Source organism: Pseudomonas sp. GW822-FHT06B12 (genome assembly GCF_058799675.1).
The window spans coordinates 150,284-173,002 of the sequence record NZ_JBXALR010000001.1; the positions used below are offsets into that span (position 1 = coordinate 150,284).

Genomic DNA, 22,719 nt, shown 5'->3' on the forward strand with positions numbered 1-22,719 from the left:
TCTTAATAGCCCAGGGACGTATCGACGGGGTTGTTCAGGGGTTCACCACGGGCCAGCCGCCGCGTGTTTTCGGCAATCTGGCTGGCGATGCAGTCGTGGGACGCGGCCGAGGCCATGTGCGGGGTGACGATCACCCCAGGCATGCGCCACAGGCGATCATCGACCGGCAGAGGTTCGCGCTCGAAGACGTCGAGCACTGCACCGCGCAGCCGGCCGCTGCTTAATGCCTGTTGTAGATCGTCGATGCGTACGTGCTGGCCGCGACCGCAGTTGACGACCACTGCACCTGGCGCCAGGGCCTGGAAGGTTTCAGTGCAGAGAATGCCTCGGGTAGCCGAGGTCAACGGCAGCAGGTTGATCAATAGATCGAGGCCTTCGAGAAAGCCGCTGAACTCCCGCTCGCCGTTGTGGCAGGCCACGTTGGGTATGCTCTTGACACTGCGCGCCCAGCCGCGAACGCTGTAGCCGGCGCTGGCCAGGTCCTCGGCAATGGCTGCGCCCAACGAGCCCAGGCCCATTACACCGACCTTGAAGTCCTTTGCCTGGATCTGCACCGGGCGCTGCCAGTGCTGGTCAGGCTGTTGCTGCAAGACCTGATCGAAACGTCGGTGATAGTGAATCACCGCCCAGCGTACGTACTCGGTCATGCCTTGGCGGTGCGCGGGATCGACCACGCGGCACACCGGCAAGTTCGGGCAGCTGGGATCGGTATGCAAATGATCGACACCCGCGGCGACCGAATGCACCAGTTGCAGATTGGGCAGCGCGCCCAGGCTGTTGGCCGGCGGGAACCAGCATGCCGCGACTTGTGCTTCACTGGCGAGCGGGTCGTCGGCGAGCACCACTCGTATGTCCGGCGCCTGGCGGGCAAAGGCCGCCTGGAGCTGGCCGAGCAGGATGCTGTCGCGCGACAGCAGTACGATCGTGTTCATGAGCAATAGGACTCGCGCTGGTCTTCAATCAAGGTCAAGGCGGCATTCCAGCTCAGGCCCATGATTTCCTCGGCTTCATCGCGACCGAACTGTTCTGCAGTGTGTCGGCAGACTTCTTCGCTGGGGTAGACCAACTGGCTACCACCGGCCAGCGCCGCGACCTGCGCCTGGCAGGCGCGCTCCAGAAAGTGAATTTCGTGGAATGCTTCAGCCACGTTTCCACCGGCTGCCAGCAGGCCATGGTTACGCAGGATCATGGCCTTGTGTGGCCCCAGGTCGGCTATCAGTCGTTCGCGCTCGGCCAGCGACAGCGCAATGCCTTCATACGTGTGATAGGCCAATTTGCCGTAGAACTTCAGCGCATGCTGGCTGATTGGCAACAGACCTTGCTCTTGGGCTGCCACGGCCATACCGGCCGCGGTGTGGGTATGCACCACGCAATTGAGATCCGAACGAGCCATGTGGATGGCCGAATGGATTACGAAGCCTGCAGCATTGACCCGAGTACGGTCGTTCGGACCGCCCACCACCTGGCCATGCTGGTCGATGCGCACCAGATCGCTGGCTTTCATGCGGTCGAAGATGACACCGTAGCGGTTGATCAGGAAGTGGTGTTCGGGACCAGGGATGCGCAGGGTGATATGCGTGTCGATCAGATCGGTCATGCGAAAATACGCGACCAACCGATACAGTGCCGCCAACTCGCAGCGTGCCTTCCACTCGGTGGGGTCGATGTTGTCGGGTGTGTACATGTGAGCTCCTTGTTAAAGCGCAAGTTGGGGGGCGGTGGCGGTGGACTCGCCGCGCAGACGGGCCAGGCCACAGACGCCGATCAACGACAGGGCGGCCAGCAAACTGAAGAAGATCGCCAGTGGCATCCACTGGCCGGCATAGTGACTGGCCAACAGGGTGCCGATAATGGGCGTGGATCCCCCGGCAATGGCGCAGATCAGTTGATACGCGATGGAAATTCCCGAGTAGCGCAAATGCGCTGGAAACGCCTGGGCCATGTAACCGGCGATCACCGCGTAGAGGCCAGACAGAACGACCACGGCCATGGCAATGCCGAGGGTCATCAAGACGATGTTCTGAGTGCTGACCAGCAGGAACATGGGGTAGGGGACCAGCATGGAGAGCAGGGCGGCCAACTTCAGGAAGCGGCCCTCACCGATGCGCTCGGCCAGCAGTGCGCTGATGGGTTGGGAGATGAACTGGATCACCGTGACCAGGAACAGGCAATCGAGAATCGTCGAACGCGCAATCCCCTGATACTGCGTGACATACGTGATCATGAACGTGTTGGTGAAAAAGAACCCGGCCGAGCCTATGGTTACCGCAGCTGCCGCGAACAGAATCTGCCGCCAGCAGGTACGAATCACCTCAAGCACCGGATACTGGACGGTTTCGCCCTTGTCGGCGATGGCCTTGAACTCTGGAGATTCTTGCACGCCAAAACGAATCGCCAGGCCAATCATCATCAGCACACCACTGAACAGGAACGGCAGACGCCAGCCCCATTGGGCGAACTGCTCAGGTGAAAGCGAAGTCACCAGACGGAAGGCGATCAATGCCAGCAACAAACCTGCCGGGCTGCCCAATTGGGCGAAGGATGCGTAGAAGGTCTTGCGCTTGGCCGGGGCGTGTTCACTGGCCATCAGCACCGCACCGCCCCATTCACCCCCCACCGAAATACCCTGGATGATGCGCAGTGCGATCAAGCCGACAGGAGCCCAGACGCCGATACTGGCGTAGCCGGGCAACAAACCGATGGCAGTGGTTGCCAGGCCCATCAGCAGCATGGTGAACAGCAGCATTTTTTTGCGTCCCAGACGGTCGCCCAAATGGCCGAAGACCATGCCGGCCATGGGTCTGGCAATAAAGCCCACCGCAAAGGTGCCGAATGCGGCCAGCGTACTCAGCGTGGAGTCCGAACTGGGGAAAAACACTTGCCCCAGGATCAGTGCCGCCGCAGTGGCATAGATGTAGAAATCGTAGAATTCGATGGTCGTGCCAACGAAGGCGGCAGCCGCTGCGCGACGCGGTTGGTTGGAGTGAGTACGCATGCAAGGCCCTTCTCTAATTATTATTCCGACAGGGATCAATCGGATCACGGTAACGCTCTGTCCCTCTGGCGCCTGCGTGCTTTATCTCGTAGCCTCTATAATTAAGCAATTTGCTAATTCTTAATCGCTGATTAAGCCATGCTAATAATGGACATCAAGATGAGCAGCAAACACTCGAATGAAGAGTTAGTGCAAGCGAGATGGGGAGGGCGGCGTTTCCTCAACGATCGACTGGATTGGAACTTGTTGCGCACTTATCTGGCTATTGGTCAGGAGGGGAGCATCAGCCGCGCTGCGGCGCGGCTGTTCATTACCCAATCGGCCGTCAGTCAATCGCTCAAGCGGCTGGAAGAGCAGTTGGAGTGCGCCTTGATTTCGCGCAAGGGGCCACGCTTCGATCTCACCGAGGCCGGAGAGGAAGTGCTGCGGATTGCCGAAGAGATGTATGGCAACGTGTCGCGCATCGGCTCGGCCATCGAAGGCCCCCAGGATGATGTGGTGGGGAAGGTTCGTCTGCTCTCGATCAGCCGGGTGCAATCGACGGTCTATGATGATTTTCTCGCGAGCTTTCATCTCAACCATCCGCGTGTGGAGTTGGAAATAGAGGTTCTGCGCAGCTCTGACATTCTCAGTTCGCTGATGCAGAAGACCGCCACCGCCGGTGTTGGTCTCTGTCGCATTGCTCAACCCAAGCTTGAGCAGCGTTGCCTGATACGTCAGCGATATGCCTTCTTTTGCGGAAAACGCCATCGTTTTTTCGGAATGCGGGGCCTCGATCTGGCTGAGCTGCAGGGGGAAAACTTTGTCAGCTTCACGAGCGACCAGATTGGCGGCAATCTATCGCCGCTTACCGTGTTTCGCGACCAACAGGGCTTCACCGGCAGGATCGTCGCTTCGTCATCAAACTTTGAAGAAATTCGCAGGTTGGTGATCGCAGGATTTGGTATCGGCTGTTTGCCGGAGCACTTACTTGATATCGACCTCTACAACGGCATGCTTTGGCGCCTGCCGCCCAGGGATGGTGTCTCCGATGTAGACATTCACTTGTTGTGGAACCGCGAGCAAAAAATGACCCATGCAGAAACCGTGTTTCTTGAAAGTTTCCAGCATGCCATTGCAGTTGCAGAACAATCTTCCGATCAAGAGGTCGGCAAGGAAGACTGACTTTTTGATTGGCATCATTGGCGACGGGTGGTCAGTGAACTCCCGAAAGGCTGCTTGAGGGGGCTTGCCCTCATGCCGGTAAGTCAAGGGGAATTCAGACCGGCACATTCCCCCGTAGGAACTGCCGCAGGCTGCGATCTTTTTCGGCAGCCAACGCCTGACTGCCAGGTATTGGTCTAGTGCCGGGCATTATGGTTTCTGGCGTTTGTTCCGGGCAAAAAAGAGCCTCAAAGCTCTTTGATGGGGAGGAAGTAGAGCCCATGAGGCTCAAGATGCGCATGAAACAAGTGGTGAGCTTGGTAGGGGTTCAGATCACTCACCACCTACGCAACTGCAGGAGCATTTAACAGTTGCGTAAACCTATCGTAGGAAGGTGGAGGAGTACCCTCAAGTACCGTTAGTCGCGTGTCGAAGGGCCCCATATCGACACCATCAAGTGATGTCCGGTGACTGGAAAAACCGCTTCGGGATGGCGTCCGCAAAGGGGTAGAGCGAAAAGTACGGCCGGGCTTCGTCGATGACTCTCTGGACGGACGGTCTGCGCGTCAAACGGTCGAAATAGGCACTCAAATGCTTGAATTCGCCAGGGAACGGCAAGAGCGTGCTGGCATAGAAAAGCGCCGGGGTTGCGGCGCAATCGGCCAGGCTGAAGTCTTGACCGGCCATCCAGATTCGCGACGCCATCCGATGGTCGAGCATGGCGTAGGCCGTCTCCAGCGTGGACCGTTGTTTGCTCAAGTCAGCGTTGGCACTGCGCAGGCGATCACCGACGATCTGTTGCATCGGCTCCTGCACATAGTTGTCGAAAAAGCGGTCCCAGAGACGCACCTCCAGTGCGGCCTCCCAATCGTTCGGAATCAACGGTTGCTCACCCGGATAGTAGCGATCCAGGTACTCGATGATAATCGTGGTCTCTGGCAGAGCACGCTGGCGCAGGTGGTCACTGATGACCGGGAACTTGACCAGTGGCCAGAGGGCTTGAAGCTCCGCCCGGTCCGCGTCGTCCGCAAGATTGATGATCCGCTTTTCGAATTCGGTAGCGTTTTCGTAGAGCGCGATCAGCACTTTGTGGCAGTACGACGACAGCGGATGGTAGTAAAGAGTCAGCGACATCTTTCAACTCCTCAGTGGTGTTGCCCCTCATCATAGTCGCTGGAATGACGGCTCGAAGGGGCCGAAGGGCCGCTACGACAGATGGCGCCTGATACCCTCTCGGGTTACGTGCCGCCGCTTGTAACGATGGTTTACAGGAAGAAGGGACGATCATGGGGGAGTCAGCGTATTCCAAATAGAAAAATGTCTACTGCATCTGCGTTTCGGAATACTTGAGGCGGTCGATAGGGCGCGCCTGCCGAGTGCCAGGGACTGAGGCAGTTGACTATTGCGGCGGTTCTATAACAACCGTTTGTAGGATGATTCTTTAAGAGTATAAATATATTTCTGTGGGAGTGTTCCTGATTGTGCGTCGCGGGTGGTGTGGTTGTGCGAGATAGTTCATCGTGGTTGTAGGGGAGAGATCGGTGCATGTGCCGTAAGTGCTTTGCCCATTGTATATAAAAGGAATTTATGCGCGGCGTGCTGGCAACTTTACTGTGTTGGGTCGGCTAAAGGTGTGAATTCCAGTCTTGCTTGATTTTCGTGGCGGCATTGCTGTTGCGCAGGTGTCTGGAGGAGTTATGGCTTCAAACAGTTTTCAAAATGAAGTGCCCAAGGCTCGGGTCAATATTAAGCTCGATTTGCACACTGGCGGTGCGCAGAAAAAAGTCGAGTTGCCGCTGAAGTTGATGGTGATGGGGGATTACAGTAACGGCAAAGAACAGCGTTCATTGTCCGAAAGAAGCAAAGTCGATATTAACAAAAACAACTTCGACAGCGTGTTGGCCGAGTTTTCTCCGCGTCTGAAACTGGCGGTGGAAAATACGTTGGTCAATGATGACGCGGACACCTCTGTCGAGTTGAGTTTTCAGAGCATGAAGGATTTTGAGCCGGAGCAGGTGGCACGGCAAATACCGCACTTGCGTGCCTTGCTGGCTATGCGAAACCTGCTGCGCGACCTCAAGTCGAACCTGTTGGACAACGCGACCTTCCGTCATGAACTGGAACGCATCCTCAAGGATGATGCGCTGAGTGACGAACTGCGAACCGAATTGGCTGCCTTGGCTACGCAAGAAGATCGTTAATTGACCCCGGTCGTTTAAAAGGAAGTTTCCATAATGTCCGTAGAACATTCATCCGCGCAATCACGCGGCGGCGCAGTGCTGGCTGAAGAAAGTCAAGGCGTATATGGCGCCCTGTTCAGCAAGATCAATCTCAGCCCGGTTGCAGAGCTGGTTGGTATCGAAGCTTTTCAGAACGCTGAGGCGCTGTCCGAGGTTTCTGCCGATGAGCGGGTAACTGCCGCCGTCAGCGTGTTTTTGAACTTGATCAAACAATCGTCGCAAAAAGTCGAGCGTCTGGATAAAACACTGCTGGATGAGCACATCGCGTCGTTGGATGCACAGATCAGTCGCCAACTTGATGCGGTGATGCACCACCCGGATTTCCAGCGCGTTGAGTCGACTTGGCGCGGCGTGAAATCGCTGATTGACCAGACCGATTTTCGCCAGAACGTACGCATCGAACTGTTGGATATCAGTAAGGATCATCTGGTACAAGACTTCGAAGATGTACCGGAGATCGCCCAGAGCGGCCTGTATTTCCACACCTACACCCAGGAGTACGACACGCCGGGTGGTGAGCCGATTGCTGCGGCCATTTCCAACTATGAATTCGACCGCAGTCCGCAGGATATTGCCCTGCTGCGCAATATTTCGAAGGTTGCGGCCGCGGCGCACATGCCTTTCATTGGTTCCGTTGGCCCGGCTTTCTTTGGCAAGGAGTCGATGGAAGAGGTTGCGGCTATCAAGGACATCGGCAACTACTTTGATCGTGCCGAATACATCAAATGGAAGGCGTTCCGCGACAGTGATGATGCCCGTTACATCGGCCTGACGATGCCGCGCGTTCTGGGTCGTCTGCCCTACGGACCAGACACCATTCCGGTACGCAGTTTCAACTATATCGAAAGCGTCAAGGGCCCTGATCACGATAAATATCTGTGGACCAACGCCTCGTTCGCCTTCGCCGCAAACATGGTGAAGAGCTTCATTACTAACGGCTGGTGTGTGCAGATTCGCGGACCACAGTCAGGCGGTGCGGTCACCGAGCTACCGATCCACTTGTACGATCTGGGCACCGGCAACCAGGTGAAAATTCCTTCCGAAGTGATGATTCCAGAGACCCGCGAATTTGAATTCGCCAATCTCGGCTTCATCCCGCTGTCGTACTACAAGAACCGGGACTACGCGTGCTTTTTTTCGGCCAACTCCACGCAGAAGCCGGCGCTGTATGACACGGCTGATGCCACTGCCAACAGCCGGATCAATGCACGCTTGCCCTATATCTTCCTGCTGTCGCGCATCGCTCATTATCTGAAGCTGATCCAGCGCGAGAATATCGGAACGACCAAGGACCGTCGCCTGCTGGAGCTGGAACTGAACAAGTGGATCGGCGGGCTGGTGACCGAAATGACGGACCCGGGCGACGATCTGCAGGCCTCACACCCGTTGCGCGATGCGAAGGTGACCGTAGAAGACATCGAGGACAACCCGGGCTTCTTCCGCGTCAAGCTGTATGCCGTGCCGCACTTCCAGGTGGAAGGCATGGACGTCAATTTGTCGCTGGTTTCGCAGATGCCCAAAGCGAAAGCCTAAGCCACTTCAAAACCCGAGCCACTGCGTAGGGAAACGACGCCATGAAGATCGACCGCCCCTTGTGGGCCGCGGGGGCATTGTTGTGCCCGCAGCAATTCCAGCAGCAGACGCGCTGGGAGGCTTGGGCAAATGAATGTCTGGCCCATCTGTCCCTGGTACACCCTTGGGGTGTGCAGGCGGTGGGGTTTGACCCGCAAGCCCTGCGACTGGGTAAGCTCAAGGCAACCCAAGTGCTTGTGCGCATGCCCGATGGCACCCTGGTCGATAGCGATCATGTGGACCGGCTGCCCCCTGCGCTGGAGTTGGTCCGAGTGCTGTCCGATGCCAGCCAGGAGGTCACGTTGTTATTGGCGTTGCCGCTGGAGCAGGCCAATGGCAACAACTGTGTGCTTGACGGCGCCAGGGCTGATCGGCCGGCGCGCTATCGCCAGGATTGGCGTCAGGTACAGGACCTATACGCAGACGAGGTGCAGTCGATCGGCGTACTGGAATACGCGCTGAGCCTGCGCCTGGATAGCGATGAAAACGCCGATTACCTGACCTGCCCGATCGCCCGTCTGGTGCGCGACGGGCAGGGTGTCTGGAGTCTTGATCCAGCCTATGTGCCGCCGTTGCTCAGCTTCGCTGCTCATCCAGGGCTGCTGACACAGCTTGATAACCTGTTGACCCAGCTGTCCGCCAAGCGTCAGCGGCTGATGGGCATGCGTCGCGAGAGCAACCAGCGTATGGCTGACTTCGCGGTGGCTGATGTGTCGTTGTTCTGGTTGCTCAATGCCTTGAACACCTACCAACCGGTATTGGCTGATCTCAAGGCTCATCCCGCGCGACACCCCGAGCAGGTCTATCTTGAGCTGACAAAGCTGGCCGGCAGTCTGCTGACTTTTTCGCTGGAACACGATATCGACCAGATTCCAGCCTATCGGCACGAACACCTGGAAACCGTATTCGCGCCGTTGATGCGTACTATCTCCACCTTGCTGGAGGCCAGCCTGCCGTCGCGGGTCATTGCCCTGGTACTGGAGGAGAGTGGCGCCAACCGCTGGCAGGTCTCCCTCAATGACGCACGCCTGCGTGAGCGTGACGGTGCCGACTTTTATCTGTCGGTCCGTTGCCGCCTGCCTGCCGTGCAGTTGCAGAGTCAGTTCCCACGTCTGTGCAAGGTAGGTACGCCGGACGAGGTCGATCATCTGATCAACGCCGCGCTTGACGGTGTTCCGTTGCAGTCGCTCAGCCATGTGCCGGCAGCTATTCCACTACGTCTGGAGAATCAGTACTTCGCCCTTGACCTCAGTCATGCAAAGGGGCGGGCCATGTTGGCCGAAGGGGTCTGTGCCTTCTACGTTCCAAGCACCCTGGCCGAGGTGAAGCTTGAACTGTTCGCGGTGCTGCGCGCATGAGCCTGATCGCGTCCAAAAAACAGACTGCCACTGCGGTGGATATCGACGCGTTGTTGCAGGACAGCTATCTGTTGGTAGTCGAGCTGCGGCAGGGGGCTTCGGCGCAGAATAGCCCGGAGTTGTGGGAGCACTGTGTGAAGCAGGTCGAGCACGTTCGCCAACTGCTCAAGCATGCCGGCCTGAGCCAGCGCAGTATCGACCACATCAGCCACGCTCAATGTGCCTTGCTGGATGAAACCGCGCTCACCTGTGCCAAGGACGATGCCCATATCACTTGGGCCAGCGAACCTCTGCAGGCGAAGTTTTTCAATCGTCACCAGGCCGGTGAGTTCTTGTATGAAGACATGCGCGAAGTGCTGCGCAACCCCGCACCGGATCAGCATGTGCTGACGGCATTCCTGCGGGTGCTGATGCTTGGATTTCGAGGTCGTTACCGCGATCTGAACGACCCCGAGCGTGAGCAATTGCTGGCAGTTTTGAATGCGCGGGTTGCGCCACTGGCACTCAGACAGACGTTAGCGACACAAACAAACTTCAGCCATCGAACTGACACCCTGCGTTGGTTGCGGTCACCACTGGCTCATGTTTTTGCAGCGGGCCTGCTGCTCATTGGTGCCTGGTGGGGGCTGGACAATCTGTTGGGCACTCTGATCGTCACGCTTTTGCCTGGCCAGTCGTGAGGGGCAGATGACGTTGAAATTGAAACGAGGCCTCTGGCTATGGGCCGGTACGCTTGTCCTGGCGCTGCTGGCCATCATTCCGTTTGCCAACTGGATACGGGCGATGGCGGTTCTGACCGCTGTGGTCTTCGTCGCCTTGGCCTGGATCCGAGCGGGACGACGTGCGGCGCGACTGTGCGAGTCATTGACTCTGACCGACAACATGTCCTTGCCACCGGCTGCCTACCCTCAGCCCGTGGTATTGGTCTGTGGTGATGGTTTGGCCGGTCTGTTTGGCGCGATTCCCGCTGAACAACTGGCCCTGCGCATCACCGAGCGAGGTTGTTATCTGCGGGTGCCTGACCTGGAACAGCTGCCGGCAGTCAGCGAAAGCGTAATAGCTTCGCGCCCGGACTGGGGCGGGCAGCTCAGTGTCATGTTCATCGTCAACCCTGGCGAACACACCGACAGCGCCGTGTTGGCCGGCCGGGTACGCACCTTTCGCTACCAGGTAGCGCTGATTCGCAAGCGCGGCATAGCGCTGCCGCTACTGTTGGTAAGTTACCTGCAAGCCTCGCGCGGCGAGGGGCCCTGGTTCAGTTGGGAAGCCGGTCAAACCAGCCCCAGCGTGCGCGAGGCCGGTGCGTGCGTCAGTTTGGGCGATTGGCAACGGCAGACCGCTGACTCCACAACACAGGCAGCACGGTTGCACGCCAGCGTACAACTGAATAGCGTTGCGGCTTGGCTGGGCGAGGCGGTACTGCCACATTTCGCCACCCGCGAAGGCCGCCATCCCGTCAACCTGGCGCTGGCCTGCGCCATCACTCTGGTACCGGCACTGCCCCAGACGCGCGTGGGCAACCTGTGGCAACAATGGCTGCGCGACAAGATAGCGCTGGTTGACCCCGGGCAGACGCTGTCCGGCGCGGACGCGGCCTTGCCGTTTCCTGATGCCTTGCTGACTCTGCTCCCGAGCCATACCCAGAATTCTCCGGCACGCCGCGCAAGTCTTATCGCGCTGTGGCTGTTCGTGGTGGCTGGTGTCATCGCCTTGGCCAGCTCGGCCTGGCAGAACACCCTGCTGGTACGCCAGGTCAGTGATGACCTGCGTCGTTACACCTCTATTCCCCCGTCGGCACATCGTGACCAGCCCGAGTTCGGTCAGCGTGATGAGGCGGTGACAGTGCTCCGTCAGGATGCCTTGCGTCTGGACAGCTACTACCGACAGGGCGAACCCCTGGCGTTAGGCCTGGGCCTGTATCGCGGCGAACCCCTGCGAGCTCAACTGCTGGCGGTGCTTGCCAGTCACCGTCAGCCGTGGGCGACCCCAATGCCAGCGGGGAGCCCCGCGCCGGTGCGTCTGGACAGCCTGTCGCTGTTCAATACGGGGAGCGCTCAACTCAAGCCTGACTCGACCAAGGTACTGATCAATGCCTTGGTCGACATCAAAGCCCAGCCAGGCTGGCTGATCGTCATTGCCGGGCATACCGATGTCACTGGCAACGCCGAACAAAATTTCAAGCTGTCTCGTGCCCGAGCCGCTGCGGTGCATGACTGGATGCAACGCATGGGCGATATCCCCGACAGCTGCTTTGCGGTTCAGGGTTTCGGTGCCAGTCAGCCAATCGCCAGTAATGACACCGAGGCCGGACGCACGGCCAACCGTCGCGTCGACATCCGTCTGGTGCCGGAAGCGGGGGCCTGCGTGTTCCCCACTGCGGAGCCGGACAGGCAACCCCCAGTCGCATCCCGCGGCATTCATGTTCCGAGAAAAGGAGTTTCACATGGCAATTCCCGTTTACCTGTGGCTGCAAGATGACGGCGGTGCAGCCATCAAAGGTTCAGTGGATGTGCAAAAGCGCGAAGGCAGCATCGAGGTCATCGCTCAGGACCACAGCCTGTACATTCCCACCGACAACAATACCGGCAAGCTGACAGGCACCCGGGTTCACACACCGTTCCTGTTTTCCAAGGAAATCGATGCCTCCAGTCCCTATCTGTACAAGGCGGTGACCACCGGGCAGACCCTCAAGAGCGCCGAATTCAAGTGGTACCGCATCGACGATGCAGGCCAGGAAGTCGAGTACTTCGTCACCAAGCTGGAAAACGTCAAAGTGGTGAAAGTCGCGCCGAAAATGCACGACGTCAAAGACCCGACCAAGGAAAAGCACAACCACCTGGAGCAGGTTGAGCTGCGCTACGAGAAGGTCACCTGGACCTACAAGGACGGCAACATCATTCACTCCGACTCCTGGAACGAGCGTCTGAGCGCTTGACGCAATAGAACCGGCAGACGGGTTTCTGTCTGCCGGTTCGCGGTGTGCAGGGTTGAGCGTCCGTTCGCGGGCGCTCAGCCAAACACATCGAGCTTCAAGCCCAGCGCTTGCACAACCGACGACACGCTGAAAATCCAGAACAAGGACGTACCCGCATGGCACACAATTCCACTCGTTTGCTTCGCCGTCTCAATCCCTACTGTGCCCAGGCGCTGAGTGCGGCGGCTTCGCTGTGTCAAAGCCGCGCCCATGCGCAGATCAGCATCGAACACTGGCTGCTCAAACTGCTGGAGCAAGGCGAGGGCGATCTAACCTTCATCGCGCGCCGCTATGAATGGGATATGGACGCGCTCTGGCGCGGGCTACTCGAGCATCTCGACAGCCTGCCGCACAGTGTGCAGAGCAAGCCGCAGTTGTGTGGCAAGTTGCAGCAACTGATCAAGAACGCCTGGCTGCATGCATCGCTGGACGGCAACAACGACAACCTGCGTTCAGCACACCTGCTCAGTGCGTTGCTGGAGACCCCCAGCCTGCTGGCGTGCGAAGCCGCCTGGCCGCTGCTCAGCCTCAGCGATACTCAGTTGCAGCGTTTGTTTGCATTGCTCGATCAACACTCCGACGAACGTCCACAGGTGCAGCAGGAAATCGCCCTGGGCCAAACCGACGTGTCTTCAAACCAACTCGCTAATCCCTCCAGCGCTCCCAGGCATGACGCCTTGCAGGCAGTGCTGGACAAATTCACCCACGACGTCACCGCCAAGGCGAGGGAAGGGCGGATCGACCCGGTATTCGGCCGTGACGATGAAATCCGTCAGGTCATCGACATCCTCAGTCGCCGTCGCAAGAACAACCCGATCCTTGTCGGCGAACCCGGGGTTGGCAAGACCGCTCTGGTCGAAGGTCTGGCGTTGCGCATCGCCGAGGGTAATGTCCCGGACAACCTCAAGGTGGTCAGTGTGCGCACCCTTGACCTGGGGCTGTTGCAAGCGGGCGCCGGCGTCAAAGGTGAATTCGAACAACGCCTGAAAAACGTCATTGATGCCGTGCAGCAGTCCGAAAACCCGGTGCTGCTGTTTATCGACGAAGCCCACACCTTGATCGGGGCAGGCAACCAGGCGGGCGGTGCCGACGCGGCGAACCTGCTCAAACCCGCCTTGGCCCGGGGAGAGTTACGCACCATCGCTGCCACCACCTGGAGCGAATACAAACAGTACTTCGAGCGCGATGCGGCACTGGAGCGACGCTTTCAGATGGTCAAGGTCGACGAGCCGGATGACACCAACGCCAGCCTCATGCTGCGGGGTCTCAAGGCTCGCTACGCCAGCCACCACGGCGTGCACATTCAGGATGCGGCGGTACAGGCCGCGGTCAGCCTGTCGCGGCGCTACCTGACCGGCCGGCAATTGCCGGACAAAGCCGTCGACCTGCTCGACACCGCCAGCGCGCGAGTGCGCATGAGCCTCGACTGCGAGCCACAGGCGCTGGTTCGACTCAAGGCCGGACAGGCCGCCCTTGAGCTGGAGCGCCAGGCCCTGGAAGAAGACCGGCAACTCGGCGGCGACAGCGCTGACGAGCGTCTGGCGATGATCGCGGCGCAACACGCCGAGCTGCAGCGCCAGCAAATCGATTTGGTGCGGCAATACCGGCACGAGCTCGACCTGACACAACAATTGCTCGACGCACGCCGGGCCGAACCACCACGGATGGATAACTGTGTGGTGTTGCAACGACGACTGAGCGAGATCCAGGGCAACCAGCCACTGCTCTCGCTCGATGTAAACCCACGCAGCGTGGCTGAAGTGATTGCCGACTGGACCGGTGTGCCGCTGGGCAGTCTGCTCAAGGATGAACACGCCAGCCTGCTGGCGCTGGAACAGCAGCTGGGCGAACGAGTGATGGGGCAGGCCTCTGCGCTGAGCGCGCTGGCCCAGCGTTTGCGTGCGGCCAAGACCGGCCTGACCGAAGACAAGGCTCCGCTGGGCGTCTTCCTGTTGGTGGGCACCAGCGGCGTCGGCAAGACCGAAACCGCCCTGGCGTTGGCCGACAGCCTGTTCGGTGGCGAGAAGTCGCTCATCGCCCTCAACCTCTCCGAGTATCAGGAAGCCCACACCGTCAGCCAGCTCAAAGGCTCACCGCCCGGCTACGTCGGTTACGGCCAGGGCGGCGTGCTCACCGAAGCGGTACGCCAACGACCCTACAGCGTTGTACTGCTCGACGAAGTGGAGAAAGCCCATCGCGACGTACTCAACCTGTTTTACCAGGTCTTCGACCGTGGCTTCATGCGCGATGGCGAAGGGCGCGAAATCGACTTTCGCAACACGGTCATTGTCATGACCTCCAACCTCGGCAGCAACGAACTGCAAGCCTGTCTACAGGAACACCCCTACGCGTTGGACAGCACCCTGCACGAACTGCTGCAGCCAATCCTGCGCGAACACTTCCAGCCGGCCTTGCTGGCACGCTTTCAGACCCTGATCTACCGGCCGCTGGACGCCTGCGCACTCAAGCGCATCGTCGCGCTCAAACTGGCCCGGGTCGCCAGGCGTTTGCAGCGTCACTATGGCCTGGCTTGCCAGATCGACGACGGACTCAACGATGTCCTGGTTGCCGCTTGCCTGCTGCCCGACAGCGGTGCGCGCAACATCGACAGCCTGCTCAATCAGCAGATTTTGCCGGTGCTCAGCCAGCAACTGCTGCAACGTCAGGCAGCCCAACAGAAAACCCATGGCGTGGCCCTGGGCTACAGCGACGATGAAGGCATCACCCTGCACTTCACCGACGCACAGGACGCGGCGCAGTCCGTCGCCATGGAGGCCTGAACATGCTCAACGAACTGCGCACCTTCTTCGACCACAGCCGGCATAAGCTCTGGGTCCGCAATCTCCAGGCCCACCTCGACGTCCTGGCCTTCGAGGGCGAAGAGCGCCTCAGCCAGCCGTTCACCTACCGCGTGGAATTCACCAGCACCGAACACGACCTGGCCGCCGAACAACTGCTCGGCCAGGACGCCTGTTTCAGCCTGCACGCGCCGGCGAAAAAGCTGACGTTCCTCGACCCGCCCACCGTCAAACCGTTGCGCACCCTGCACGGGGTGATCAGCGGCTTCAAGCGCCTGTCCGGTTCCAACGACGAAGCCCGTTACGAACTCACCCTGCAACCCCGTCTGGCCTTGCTCTCTCGCGGCAAACAGTTCCGCATTTATCAGCACCAGTCGGTGCCGGAGATTGTCGAGAGCATCCTGCGCAGCCGCCACGACTTTGAGGGGCAGGACTTTCTGTTCCGCTTGGTGCGCGAGTATCCCAAGCGCGAACAAGTGATGCAGTACGGCGAAAGCGACCTGGCCTTCATCGCCCGGCTGCTGGCCGAGGTCGGCATCTGGTACCGCTTCACCAGCGACGAACGCCTGCGCATCGACGTCGTCGAGTTTTGCGACGACCAGCGCGGCTATCAGTTCGACGTGCAGTTACCGTACCGCCCGCCTGCCGGGCTGAGCAGCGCTCAGGACGGTGTGTGGCAACTGCAATCGAGCCACGCGGTGGTGGAAAAGAATATTCACTTTCGCGCCTACCACCCCCTTGATGCCAAGGCCCACCTCGACGGCGCCGTCGACCAGAGCCGTGGCGCCAAAACCACCTACGGCGAGGCCTACCACTACGCCGAACCTTACACCGTGCTCGGCGATGCCCTGGCCCAGGACGAAGACCTGCACAGCGAAAGCGGCTACTTCTACGCCCGCCTGCGCCACGAGCGCTACCTCAATGGCCAGACCCAACTCAGCGGCCTCAGCAGCAGCGCCACCCTGGCCCCCGGCCAGGTGCTGAAAATTTCCGGCGGCGCGTCGCAGGCCTTTGCTCCGGGGGCGGTGATCATCGCGCTGAGCACCCGCGCTGCGCGTGATCGCAGCTTCGACGTCAGCTTCGAGGCCATGCCCTATTCGGAAACCGTGTGCTTTCGCCCGGAGATACCGGCCAAACCGCAAATCGCCGGCACCGTGCCGGCCCGCGTCAGCAGCCCGCTGGCCCACGACCGCTACGCCGAGATCGACGCGCAAGGGCGCTACCGGGTCAGCTTCCTGTTCGACCGCGATAGCTGGAAACCCGGGCGGGAAAGCCTGTGGCTGCGTCTGGCCCGACCCTACGCCGGCGACACCCACGGCCTGCACCTGCCGCTGATTGCCGGCACCGAAGTGGCGGTGGCCTTCGAACAAGGCGACCCGGACCGCCCCTACATCGCCCACGCCCTGCACGACAGCCAGCACCCGGACCCGGTCACCCTCTACAACTACAAGCGCAACGTGCTGCGCACCCCGGCCAACAACAAACTGCGCATGGACGACACCCGCGGCCAGGAGCACGTCAAGCTCAGCACCGAGCACAGTGGCAAGAGCCAGCTCAATCTCGGGCACCTGGTCGATGCCAAGAAACAAAAACGCGGCGAAGGCTTTGAACTGCGCACCGATGGCTGGGGCGCGATTCGGGCGGGCAAGGGTGTGTTTATCAGTGCCGATGCGCAGCCCAAAGCGCAGGGCCAGCAACTCGACATGAGCGCAGCGGTGGGCCGCTTGCAACAGGCTGGCGAACAGTTGCAAAAGCTCTCCAGCGACGCCCAGGCGAGTCTGGCCGAACCCGCCGACATCCACGCGCAACTGAACCTGCTCCGGCAAGACCTGGAACAACTCAAGTCGTCGGTCCTGCTGCTCAGCGCGCCGCAGGGCATCGCCCTGACCAGCGGCAAGCACCTGCAACTGGCGGCGCAACACAACCTGATGCTCAACGCCGGTGGCGAGGCCGACATCAGCGTGGTCAAGCGCCTGTTCGTGGGCGTGGGGCAAGGGCTGAGCCTGTTCGTGCGCAAGCTGGGCATCAAGCTGATCGCCAATCAGGGGCCGGTGAACATTCAGGCGCAGAACGACCGGCTGCAACTGCTGGCCCGTCATGGCCTCGACATCACCAGCACGGAAGACGAAATCCGCATCACGGCCAAGAAGAAAATCACCCTCAATGCCGGCGGCAGCTACATCACCCTCGACCCGTACAGCATCGAATCGGGCACGGAAGGCGATTACACCGTCAAGGCGCCGAATTTCGACTATGTCCAGAACAAAGCCACGCAGGCCCCACGGTTACCGGCACTGCCCGCGCTCATCGACCCGCCGCTATTGTTCGATGAGCAGTTCCGGCTATTTGCCAGCGATGGCGAAACGATCCTCCCCGGCATGCGCTACAAGATCACCGCCGAATCCGGCAAGGTCTGGAAAGGCGCCACCGACAGCCAGGGCTTCACCGAACGGGTGTGCACCGCCACCCCGGAAAAACTCTCGCTGATCTACGACATGGAAGAAGAGGAAGAGGAAGAAGAGCTCGACGGCATCACCCTGCGCCTGGGGCTGTTTTTCGACGGCACCGGCAACAACCAGGCCAATGCCGGGGCCACCGAACAATGCCGGCGCGAGGACCTGGCGCTGTTCGACCCGAGCGAACTGGCGAGCATCATCGAGGAGTGCAACCAGTACGGGTTTGATGGGTTCGACGGCAATGGCTTCGACCGGGCGCCGGATAGCAGTTATGGGAATGCGCCGAGTAATGTGGCGCATCTGCATGAGCTGTATCCGGACCATGCCGTCGATGGTCTCCCTCCTGGAGCCGAAGTCGGCTATGTGAAGGTTTACCTGGAGGGCATCGGCACTAGCAGTGGCGGCAAGGACGTGTTGCAGGGCCTGTTGACGGGACGGGGGGAAACCGGGGTGGTGGCGCGGGTTGAGCAGGCGCCGGACCTGATCAAAAAGCAGTTGCGGGCATTTGCTGATAAGAACGCCGATTGCGCTATACGTCGTATCGAGTTCGATATTTTCGGCTTCAGTCGTGGCGCGGCGGCGGCGCGGCATTGCGCCAATGAGCTGCTGAAACCGGATCGCGGCCTGTTCGGCGAGTTGTTGCAAGCCGGTCGCTCCGGATTACAGGCCAGTTTCGACCCGACGGTGGACGTCCGCCTCAACCTGATTGGCCTGTTCGACACCGTCGCGGCCATCATGGGCGCGGACCTGAGCGTGGCCAACGACGACAATCCCGGCGTCAACCTGTACCTGCCGCCCGGTTGCGCGCGGCAAGTCATCCAGTTACAGGCCCGCGACGAGCGCCGTCATAACTTTGCCCTCAACAGCGTGCTGGACGGCCATCGAGAAATCAGCTTGCCGGGGGTGCACTCGAACATTGGCGGTGGTTATTTGCCGCGTGCCCGCGAGCGGCTGTGGCTGACGCCGCCTCGCCGGGTCACTCAGGATGCCAATCGTCCGCTGCAGGCGCATCTGGAATGGGCAAAGGCCCGGACCCAGATGCTGGCCCTGGAGGCCAGCGGTCTGGCCGGTGATGAAGGCAGCCTTGAAATCCATACATGGTCGATGACCCCGGCGCCGCAGGGCAAGAACAGCGAGGACAAGGATGACTACCTGCTGACCATCGCGCTCGACCGGCCGGTGCACGGCGAGTTGTCGCGGATTGCCCTGCGGGTCATGCGTGAGCTGGGCGTGCGTCATGGCGTGCCGTTTGACCTCATCAATGACCAGGACCGACGTTTCCGGCTGCCCGAAGAGTTGCAACCCATCGCCACCCAGATCCTCGATCAGGTACTGGGGGGCGTCGAGGTCAGCCTCGACCGGGCGCAGGAGCGCTTGTTGCGCCGCCGCTATATCCACCAGTCCGCCCATTGGCTCCCCAGCACGGGGGTGATGGCCATGAAACCGGCGCTGGACAACACGCGCAAGGTCTATCCCAACCAGCCGCAGAAGGGTTATCCCGAATGAAGCGCCTGATGCTGCTGGTCGGCCTGTTGTTCAGCCTCAGTGCCTGCGCCAATGGGCCTCAACCCCCGTCGCCGCCCAAGCTGCCGTACAACAGTTGGTACATTAGCCTCGCTGCGCCGCGCCATATGGAAGTTTGGGTCGAGACCGTGGATGTACTCGATCAGCGTGGGCTGGCGTTTTTTCATGTGTCCGGGGGGGTAGCCGGCTACACCCGCAAGCCGGAAGGCTGGCCCAAAGGAGGAGGGGGGGGGAAGCCGATAAACAACGTCGACCTGCCGGAGCGGCTTTTCCTGCGTTGGCAATCGCTGGTGGAACCGCAGGCCTACAGGATCAGGATCCCGATTCCACAGTGGGTGCGCGACGAGATGGTTAAGCCGCAAAAGGTATTTTGCAAGTGGGACCAAGAAGTGGTGACCCTCTATCGAGACACGATCACCTTAGGCATGGCCCCTGGTGGCATCGTCAAGGTCTGGCTGGGTACGGGGTGTCTGGAGCACAAGGAAGTCGGGCGTTTTCAGGCCGAGGTCGAGCCGCTGGGGCCATATCTGAGCGGCAAAGGCATTTATTACCGGGCGCCTAATCCCGAGGCTCAGGCCTATATCGACCAACACGGGATTCCCTATGGCACTTGGTAAATTGCTGGCGAATTTCGACCCGGCGGTGGACGTCCGCCTCAACCTGATCGGCTTGTTCGACACCGTCGCCGCCATCATGGGCGCGGACCTGAGCGTGGCCAACGACGACAACCCCGGCGTCAACCTGTACCTGCCGCCGGGTTGCGCGCGGCAGGTCATCCAGTTGCAGGCCCGTGACGAGCACCGGAACAACTTTGCCCTCAACAGCGTGCTGGACGGCCATCGAGAAATCAGCTTGCCGGGGGTGCACTCGAACATTGGCGGCGGCTATTTGCCGCGTGCCCGCGAGCGGCTGTGGCTGACGCCGCCCCGCCGGATTACGCAGGATGCCAACCGCCCGATGCAGGCGCATCTGGAATGGGCAAAGGCCCGGACCCAGATGCTGGCCCTGGAGGCCAGCGGTCTGGCCGGTGATGAAGGCCACCTCTCCATCCATGCCTGGTCGATGACCCCAGCGCCGCAGGGCAAGAACAGCGAGGACAAGGATGACTACCTGCTGACCATCGCGCTCGACCGGCCGGTGCACGGCGAGTTGTCGCGGATTGCCCTGCGGGTCATGCGTGAGCTGGGGGTGCGCCATGGCGTGCCGTTTGACGCCATCGACGACCAGGACCGACGTTTCCGCCTGCCCGACGAGTTGCAACCCATCGCCACGCAGATCCTCGATCAGGTGCTGGGGGGCGTCGAGGTCAGCCTCGACCGGGCGCAAGAGCGCCTATTGCGTCGCCGCTATATCCACCAGTCCGCCCATTGGCTCCCCAGCACGGGGGTGATGGCCATGAAACCGGCGGCGGACAACACGCGCAAGGTCTATCCCAACCAGCCACACAAGGGCTACCCCGAATGAAGCGCCTGAGCCTGCTGGTCGGCCTGTTGTTCAGCCTGAGTGCCTGCGCCAGCGGGCCTCAACCACCGGCGCCGCCCAAACTGCCGTACCACAGCTGGTACGTCGGTCTGGCCGCGCCGCGCCATATGGAAGTCTGGGTCGAGACCGTGGATGTGCTCGATCAGCGTGGGCTGGCGTTCTTTCATGTGTCCGGCGGGGTAGCCAGTTACACCGGCCAAGTGGAAGGCTGGCACCAGGGGGCGGGGTCGATGATGCCGGTGAACAACGTCGACCTGCCGGAACGGCTCTTCCTGCGCTGGCAATCGCTGGTGGAACCGCAGGCCTACAAGATCAGGATCCCGATCCCGCAGTGGGTGCGCGACGAGATGGTCAGGCCGGAGCGGGTGTTTTGCCAGGGTTCCAAAAAGTGGAAGGATGACTATCGAAAGATGATCACCTTGGGCATGGCCCCCGGTGGCATCGTCAAGGTCTGGGTGGGTGGGCCGTGTCTGGATTTCAAGGAAGTCGGGCGCTTTCAGGCCGAGGTCGAGCCGCTCGGGCCCCACCGGAACGGCAACGGTATTTATTACCGGGCGCCGAACCCCGAGGCGCAGGCCTACATCGACCAGCACGGGATTCCGTATGGCACTTGGTAAATTGCTGGCCAGTTTCGCCCCGGCGGAGGATGTCCGCCTCAACCTGATCGGCCTGTTCGACACCGTTGCCGCCATCATGGGCGCGGACCTGAGCGTGGCCAACGACGACAACCCCGGCGTCAACCTGTACCTGCCGCCCGGTTGCGCGCGGCAGGTCATCCAGTTGCAGGCCCGCGACGAGCGCCGGCACAACTTTGCCCTCAACAGCGTGCTGGATGGCCATCGTGAAATCAGCTTGCCGGGGGTGCACTCGAACATTGGCGGCGGCTATTTGCCGCGTGCCCGCGAGCGGCTGTGGCTGACGCCGCCCCGCCGGGTCACGCAGGAAGCCAACCGCCCGGTGCAGGCGCATCTGGAATGGGCAAAGGCCCGGACCCAGATGCTGGCCCTGGAGGCCAGCGGTCTGGCCGGTGATGAAGGCCACCTCTCCATCCATACCTGGTCGATGACCCCGGCGCCGCAGGGCAAGAACAGCGAGGACAAGGATGACTACCTGCTGACCATCGCGCTCGACCGGCCGGTGCGCGGCGAGTTGTCGCGGATTGCCCTGCGGGTCATGCGTGAACTGGGGGTGCGTCATGACGTGCCGTTTGACGTCATCAGCGACGAAGACCGACGTTTCCGGCTGCCCGACGAGTTGCAACCCATCGCCACCCAGATCCTCGATCAGGTGCTGGGGGGCGTCGAGGTCAGCCTCGACCGTGTTCAGGAGCGCCTATTGCGTCGCCGCTATATCCACCAGTCCGCCCATTGGCTCCCCAGCACGGGGGTGATGGCCATGAAACCGACGCCGGACAACACGCGCAAGGTCTATAAGAACCTGCCGCAGAAAGGCTATCCCGAATGAAGCGCCTGAGCCTGCTGGTCGGTTTGTTGTTCAGCCTCAGTGCCTGCGCGAACGGGCCTCAACCCCCGGCGCCGCCCAAGCTGCCGTACCACAGCTGGTACGTCGGCCTCGCTGCGCCGCGCCACATGGAAGTCTGGGTCGAGACGGTGGATGTGCTCGATCAGCGCGGGTTGGCGTTTTTTCGCGTGCATGCTGGCGTCGCCAGTTACACCGGCAAAGCGGAAGGCTGGCACCAAGGGGGGGGGGAAATGAAGCCGGTGAACAACGTCGACCTGCCGGAACGGCTCTTCCTGCGCTGGCAATCGCTGGTGGAACCGCAGGCCTACAAGATCAGGATCCCGATCCCGCAGTGGGTGCGGGACGAGATGGTCAGGCCGGAGAGGGTGTTTTGTCAGGGTTCCAAAGAGTGGATAGATGACTATCGATTCGCGATCACTTTAGGCATGGCTCCCGGCGGCATCGTCAAGGTCTGGGTGGGTGGGCCGTGCCTGGGGTTCAAGGAAGTCGGGCGCTTTCAGGCCGAGGTCGAGCCGCTCGGGCCCCACCGGAACGGCAACGGTATTTATTACCGGGCGCCGAACCCCGAGGCGCAGGCCTACATCGACCAGCACGGGATTCCCTATGGCACTTGGTAAAAGTTAGTTCAAACGTTTTGTTCTTGGTCTTGTACTTAAAGGCTCAGATGTCATCACGGACACATTTTTAAAGGGGGG

The 22,719-nt window shown here is 60.6% G+C and carries 18 protein-coding genes; 14 read left to right on the forward strand and 4 right to left on the reverse strand.

The window, feature by feature from the left end:
- Window positions 1-2 precede the first annotated feature (2 nt).
- From AC1RKH_RS00765 to AC1RKH_RS00775, 3 genes are read right to left on the reverse strand one after another with little or no spacing between them, the layout of a single operon-like run.
- Window positions 3-932, reverse strand: coding sequence for a 2-hydroxyacid dehydrogenase (locus AC1RKH_RS00765; RefSeq protein WP_493060686.1), 930 nt, complete (start codon window positions 930-932; stop codon window positions 3-5).
- Window positions 929-1,684: a class II aldolase/adducin family protein gene (locus tag AC1RKH_RS00770; protein WP_493060687.1), complete on the reverse strand. Its 756-nt coding sequence runs from the start codon at window positions 1,682-1,684 to the stop codon at window positions 929-931. The genes AC1RKH_RS00765 and AC1RKH_RS00770 overlap by 4 nt, the downstream gene beginning before the upstream one ends.
- A gap of 12 nt (window positions 1,685-1,696) precedes the next feature.
- Window positions 1,697-2,995: an MFS transporter gene (locus AC1RKH_RS00775; RefSeq protein WP_493060688.1), complete on the reverse strand. Its 1,299-nt coding sequence runs from the start codon at window positions 2,993-2,995 to the stop codon at window positions 1,697-1,699.
- A 159-nt stretch (window positions 2,996-3,154) separates the two neighbouring features.
- On the opposite strand from AC1RKH_RS00775, the gene AC1RKH_RS00780 reads away from it, so the two are divergent.
- Window positions 3,155-4,159: a LysR family transcriptional regulator gene (locus AC1RKH_RS00780; protein ID WP_493060689.1), complete on the forward strand. Its 1,005-nt coding sequence runs from the start codon at window positions 3,155-3,157 to the stop codon at window positions 4,157-4,159.
- A 432-nt stretch (window positions 4,160-4,591) separates the two neighbouring features.
- On the opposite strand, the gene AC1RKH_RS00785 is transcribed toward AC1RKH_RS00780, so the two are convergent.
- Window positions 4,592-5,272 carry a glutathione S-transferase family protein gene (locus tag AC1RKH_RS00785; protein WP_493060690.1) on the reverse strand — a complete coding sequence of 227 codons (681 nt, stop codon included), beginning with the start codon at window positions 5,270-5,272 and terminating at the stop codon, window positions 4,592-4,594.
- A gap of 563 nt (window positions 5,273-5,835) precedes the next feature.
- Here AC1RKH_RS00785 and tssB point away from each other — a divergent pair.
- The 13 genes from tssB (at window position 5,836) to AC1RKH_RS00850 (ending at window position 22,641) form a co-directional block, all read left to right on the forward strand.
- Entirely contained in the window at window positions 5,836-6,339 is a 504-nt protein-coding gene (tssB, locus tag AC1RKH_RS00790) for a type VI secretion system contractile sheath small subunit (protein WP_493061356.1), read from the forward strand.
- Between the two features lie 33 nt (window positions 6,340-6,372).
- Entirely contained in the window at window positions 6,373-7,911 is a 1,539-nt protein-coding gene (tssC, locus tag AC1RKH_RS00795) for a type VI secretion system contractile sheath large subunit (RefSeq protein WP_493060691.1), read from the forward strand.
- Between the two features lie 41 nt (window positions 7,912-7,952).
- Window positions 7,953-9,308: a type VI secretion system baseplate subunit TssK gene (gene tssK, locus AC1RKH_RS00800; protein WP_493060692.1), complete on the forward strand. Its 1,356-nt coding sequence runs from the start codon at window positions 7,953-7,955 to the stop codon at window positions 9,306-9,308.
- Window positions 9,305-9,988 carry a type VI secretion system protein TssL, short form gene (tssL, locus tag AC1RKH_RS00805; RefSeq protein ID WP_493060693.1) on the forward strand — a complete coding sequence of 228 codons (684 nt, stop codon included), beginning with the start codon at window positions 9,305-9,307 and terminating at the stop codon, window positions 9,986-9,988. Before tssK ends, tssL begins: the two co-directional genes overlap by 4 nt.
- A 7-nt stretch (window positions 9,989-9,995) precedes the next feature.
- Window positions 9,996-11,786 (forward strand): OmpA family protein, encoded by a 1,791-nt coding sequence (locus tag AC1RKH_RS00810; RefSeq protein ID WP_493060694.1) that lies wholly within the window; start codon window positions 9,996-9,998, stop codon window positions 11,784-11,786.
- Window positions 11,752-12,243: an Hcp family type VI secretion system effector gene (locus AC1RKH_RS00815; RefSeq protein ID WP_493060695.1), complete on the forward strand. Its 492-nt coding sequence runs from the start codon at window positions 11,752-11,754 to the stop codon at window positions 12,241-12,243. Before AC1RKH_RS00810 ends, AC1RKH_RS00815 begins: the two co-directional genes overlap by 35 nt.
- Window positions 12,244-12,398: 155 nt before the next feature.
- Entirely contained in the window at window positions 12,399-15,062 is a 2,664-nt protein-coding gene (gene tssH / locus AC1RKH_RS00820) for a type VI secretion system ATPase TssH (RefSeq protein ID WP_493060696.1), read from the forward strand.
- A gap of 2 nt (window positions 15,063-15,064) precedes the next feature.
- On the forward strand, window positions 15,065-19,042 hold the full coding sequence (gene vgrG / locus AC1RKH_RS00825; RefSeq protein WP_493060697.1) for a type VI secretion system tip protein VgrG: 3,978 nt from the start codon (window positions 15,065-15,067) through the stop codon (window positions 19,040-19,042).
- Window positions 19,039-19,677, forward strand: coding sequence for a DUF2931 family protein (locus AC1RKH_RS00830; RefSeq protein WP_493060698.1), 639 nt, complete (start codon window positions 19,039-19,041; stop codon window positions 19,675-19,677). The genes vgrG and AC1RKH_RS00830 overlap by 4 nt, the downstream gene beginning before the upstream one ends.
- Window positions 19,664-20,524 carry a hypothetical protein gene (locus tag AC1RKH_RS00835; RefSeq protein WP_493060699.1) on the forward strand — a complete coding sequence of 287 codons (861 nt, stop codon included), beginning with the start codon at window positions 19,664-19,666 and terminating at the stop codon, window positions 20,522-20,524. The genes AC1RKH_RS00830 and AC1RKH_RS00835 overlap by 14 nt, the downstream gene beginning before the upstream one ends.
- A complete protein-coding gene (locus AC1RKH_RS00840) occupies window positions 20,521-21,159 on the forward strand; it encodes a DUF2931 family protein (protein WP_493060700.1) in 639 nt (212 codons plus the stop codon). The genes AC1RKH_RS00835 and AC1RKH_RS00840 overlap by 4 nt, the downstream gene beginning before the upstream one ends.
- Window positions 21,146-22,006 carry a hypothetical protein gene (locus AC1RKH_RS00845; protein ID WP_493060701.1) on the forward strand — a complete coding sequence of 287 codons (861 nt, stop codon included), beginning with the start codon at window positions 21,146-21,148 and terminating at the stop codon, window positions 22,004-22,006. The genes AC1RKH_RS00840 and AC1RKH_RS00845 overlap by 14 nt, the downstream gene beginning before the upstream one ends.
- Complete coding sequence (locus AC1RKH_RS00850) at window positions 22,003-22,641, forward strand: DUF2931 family protein (RefSeq protein ID WP_493060702.1); 639 nt, start codon at window positions 22,003-22,005, stop codon at window positions 22,639-22,641. Before AC1RKH_RS00845 ends, AC1RKH_RS00850 begins: the two co-directional genes overlap by 4 nt.
- The last annotated feature ends 78 nt before the right edge of the window (window positions 22,642-22,719 follow it).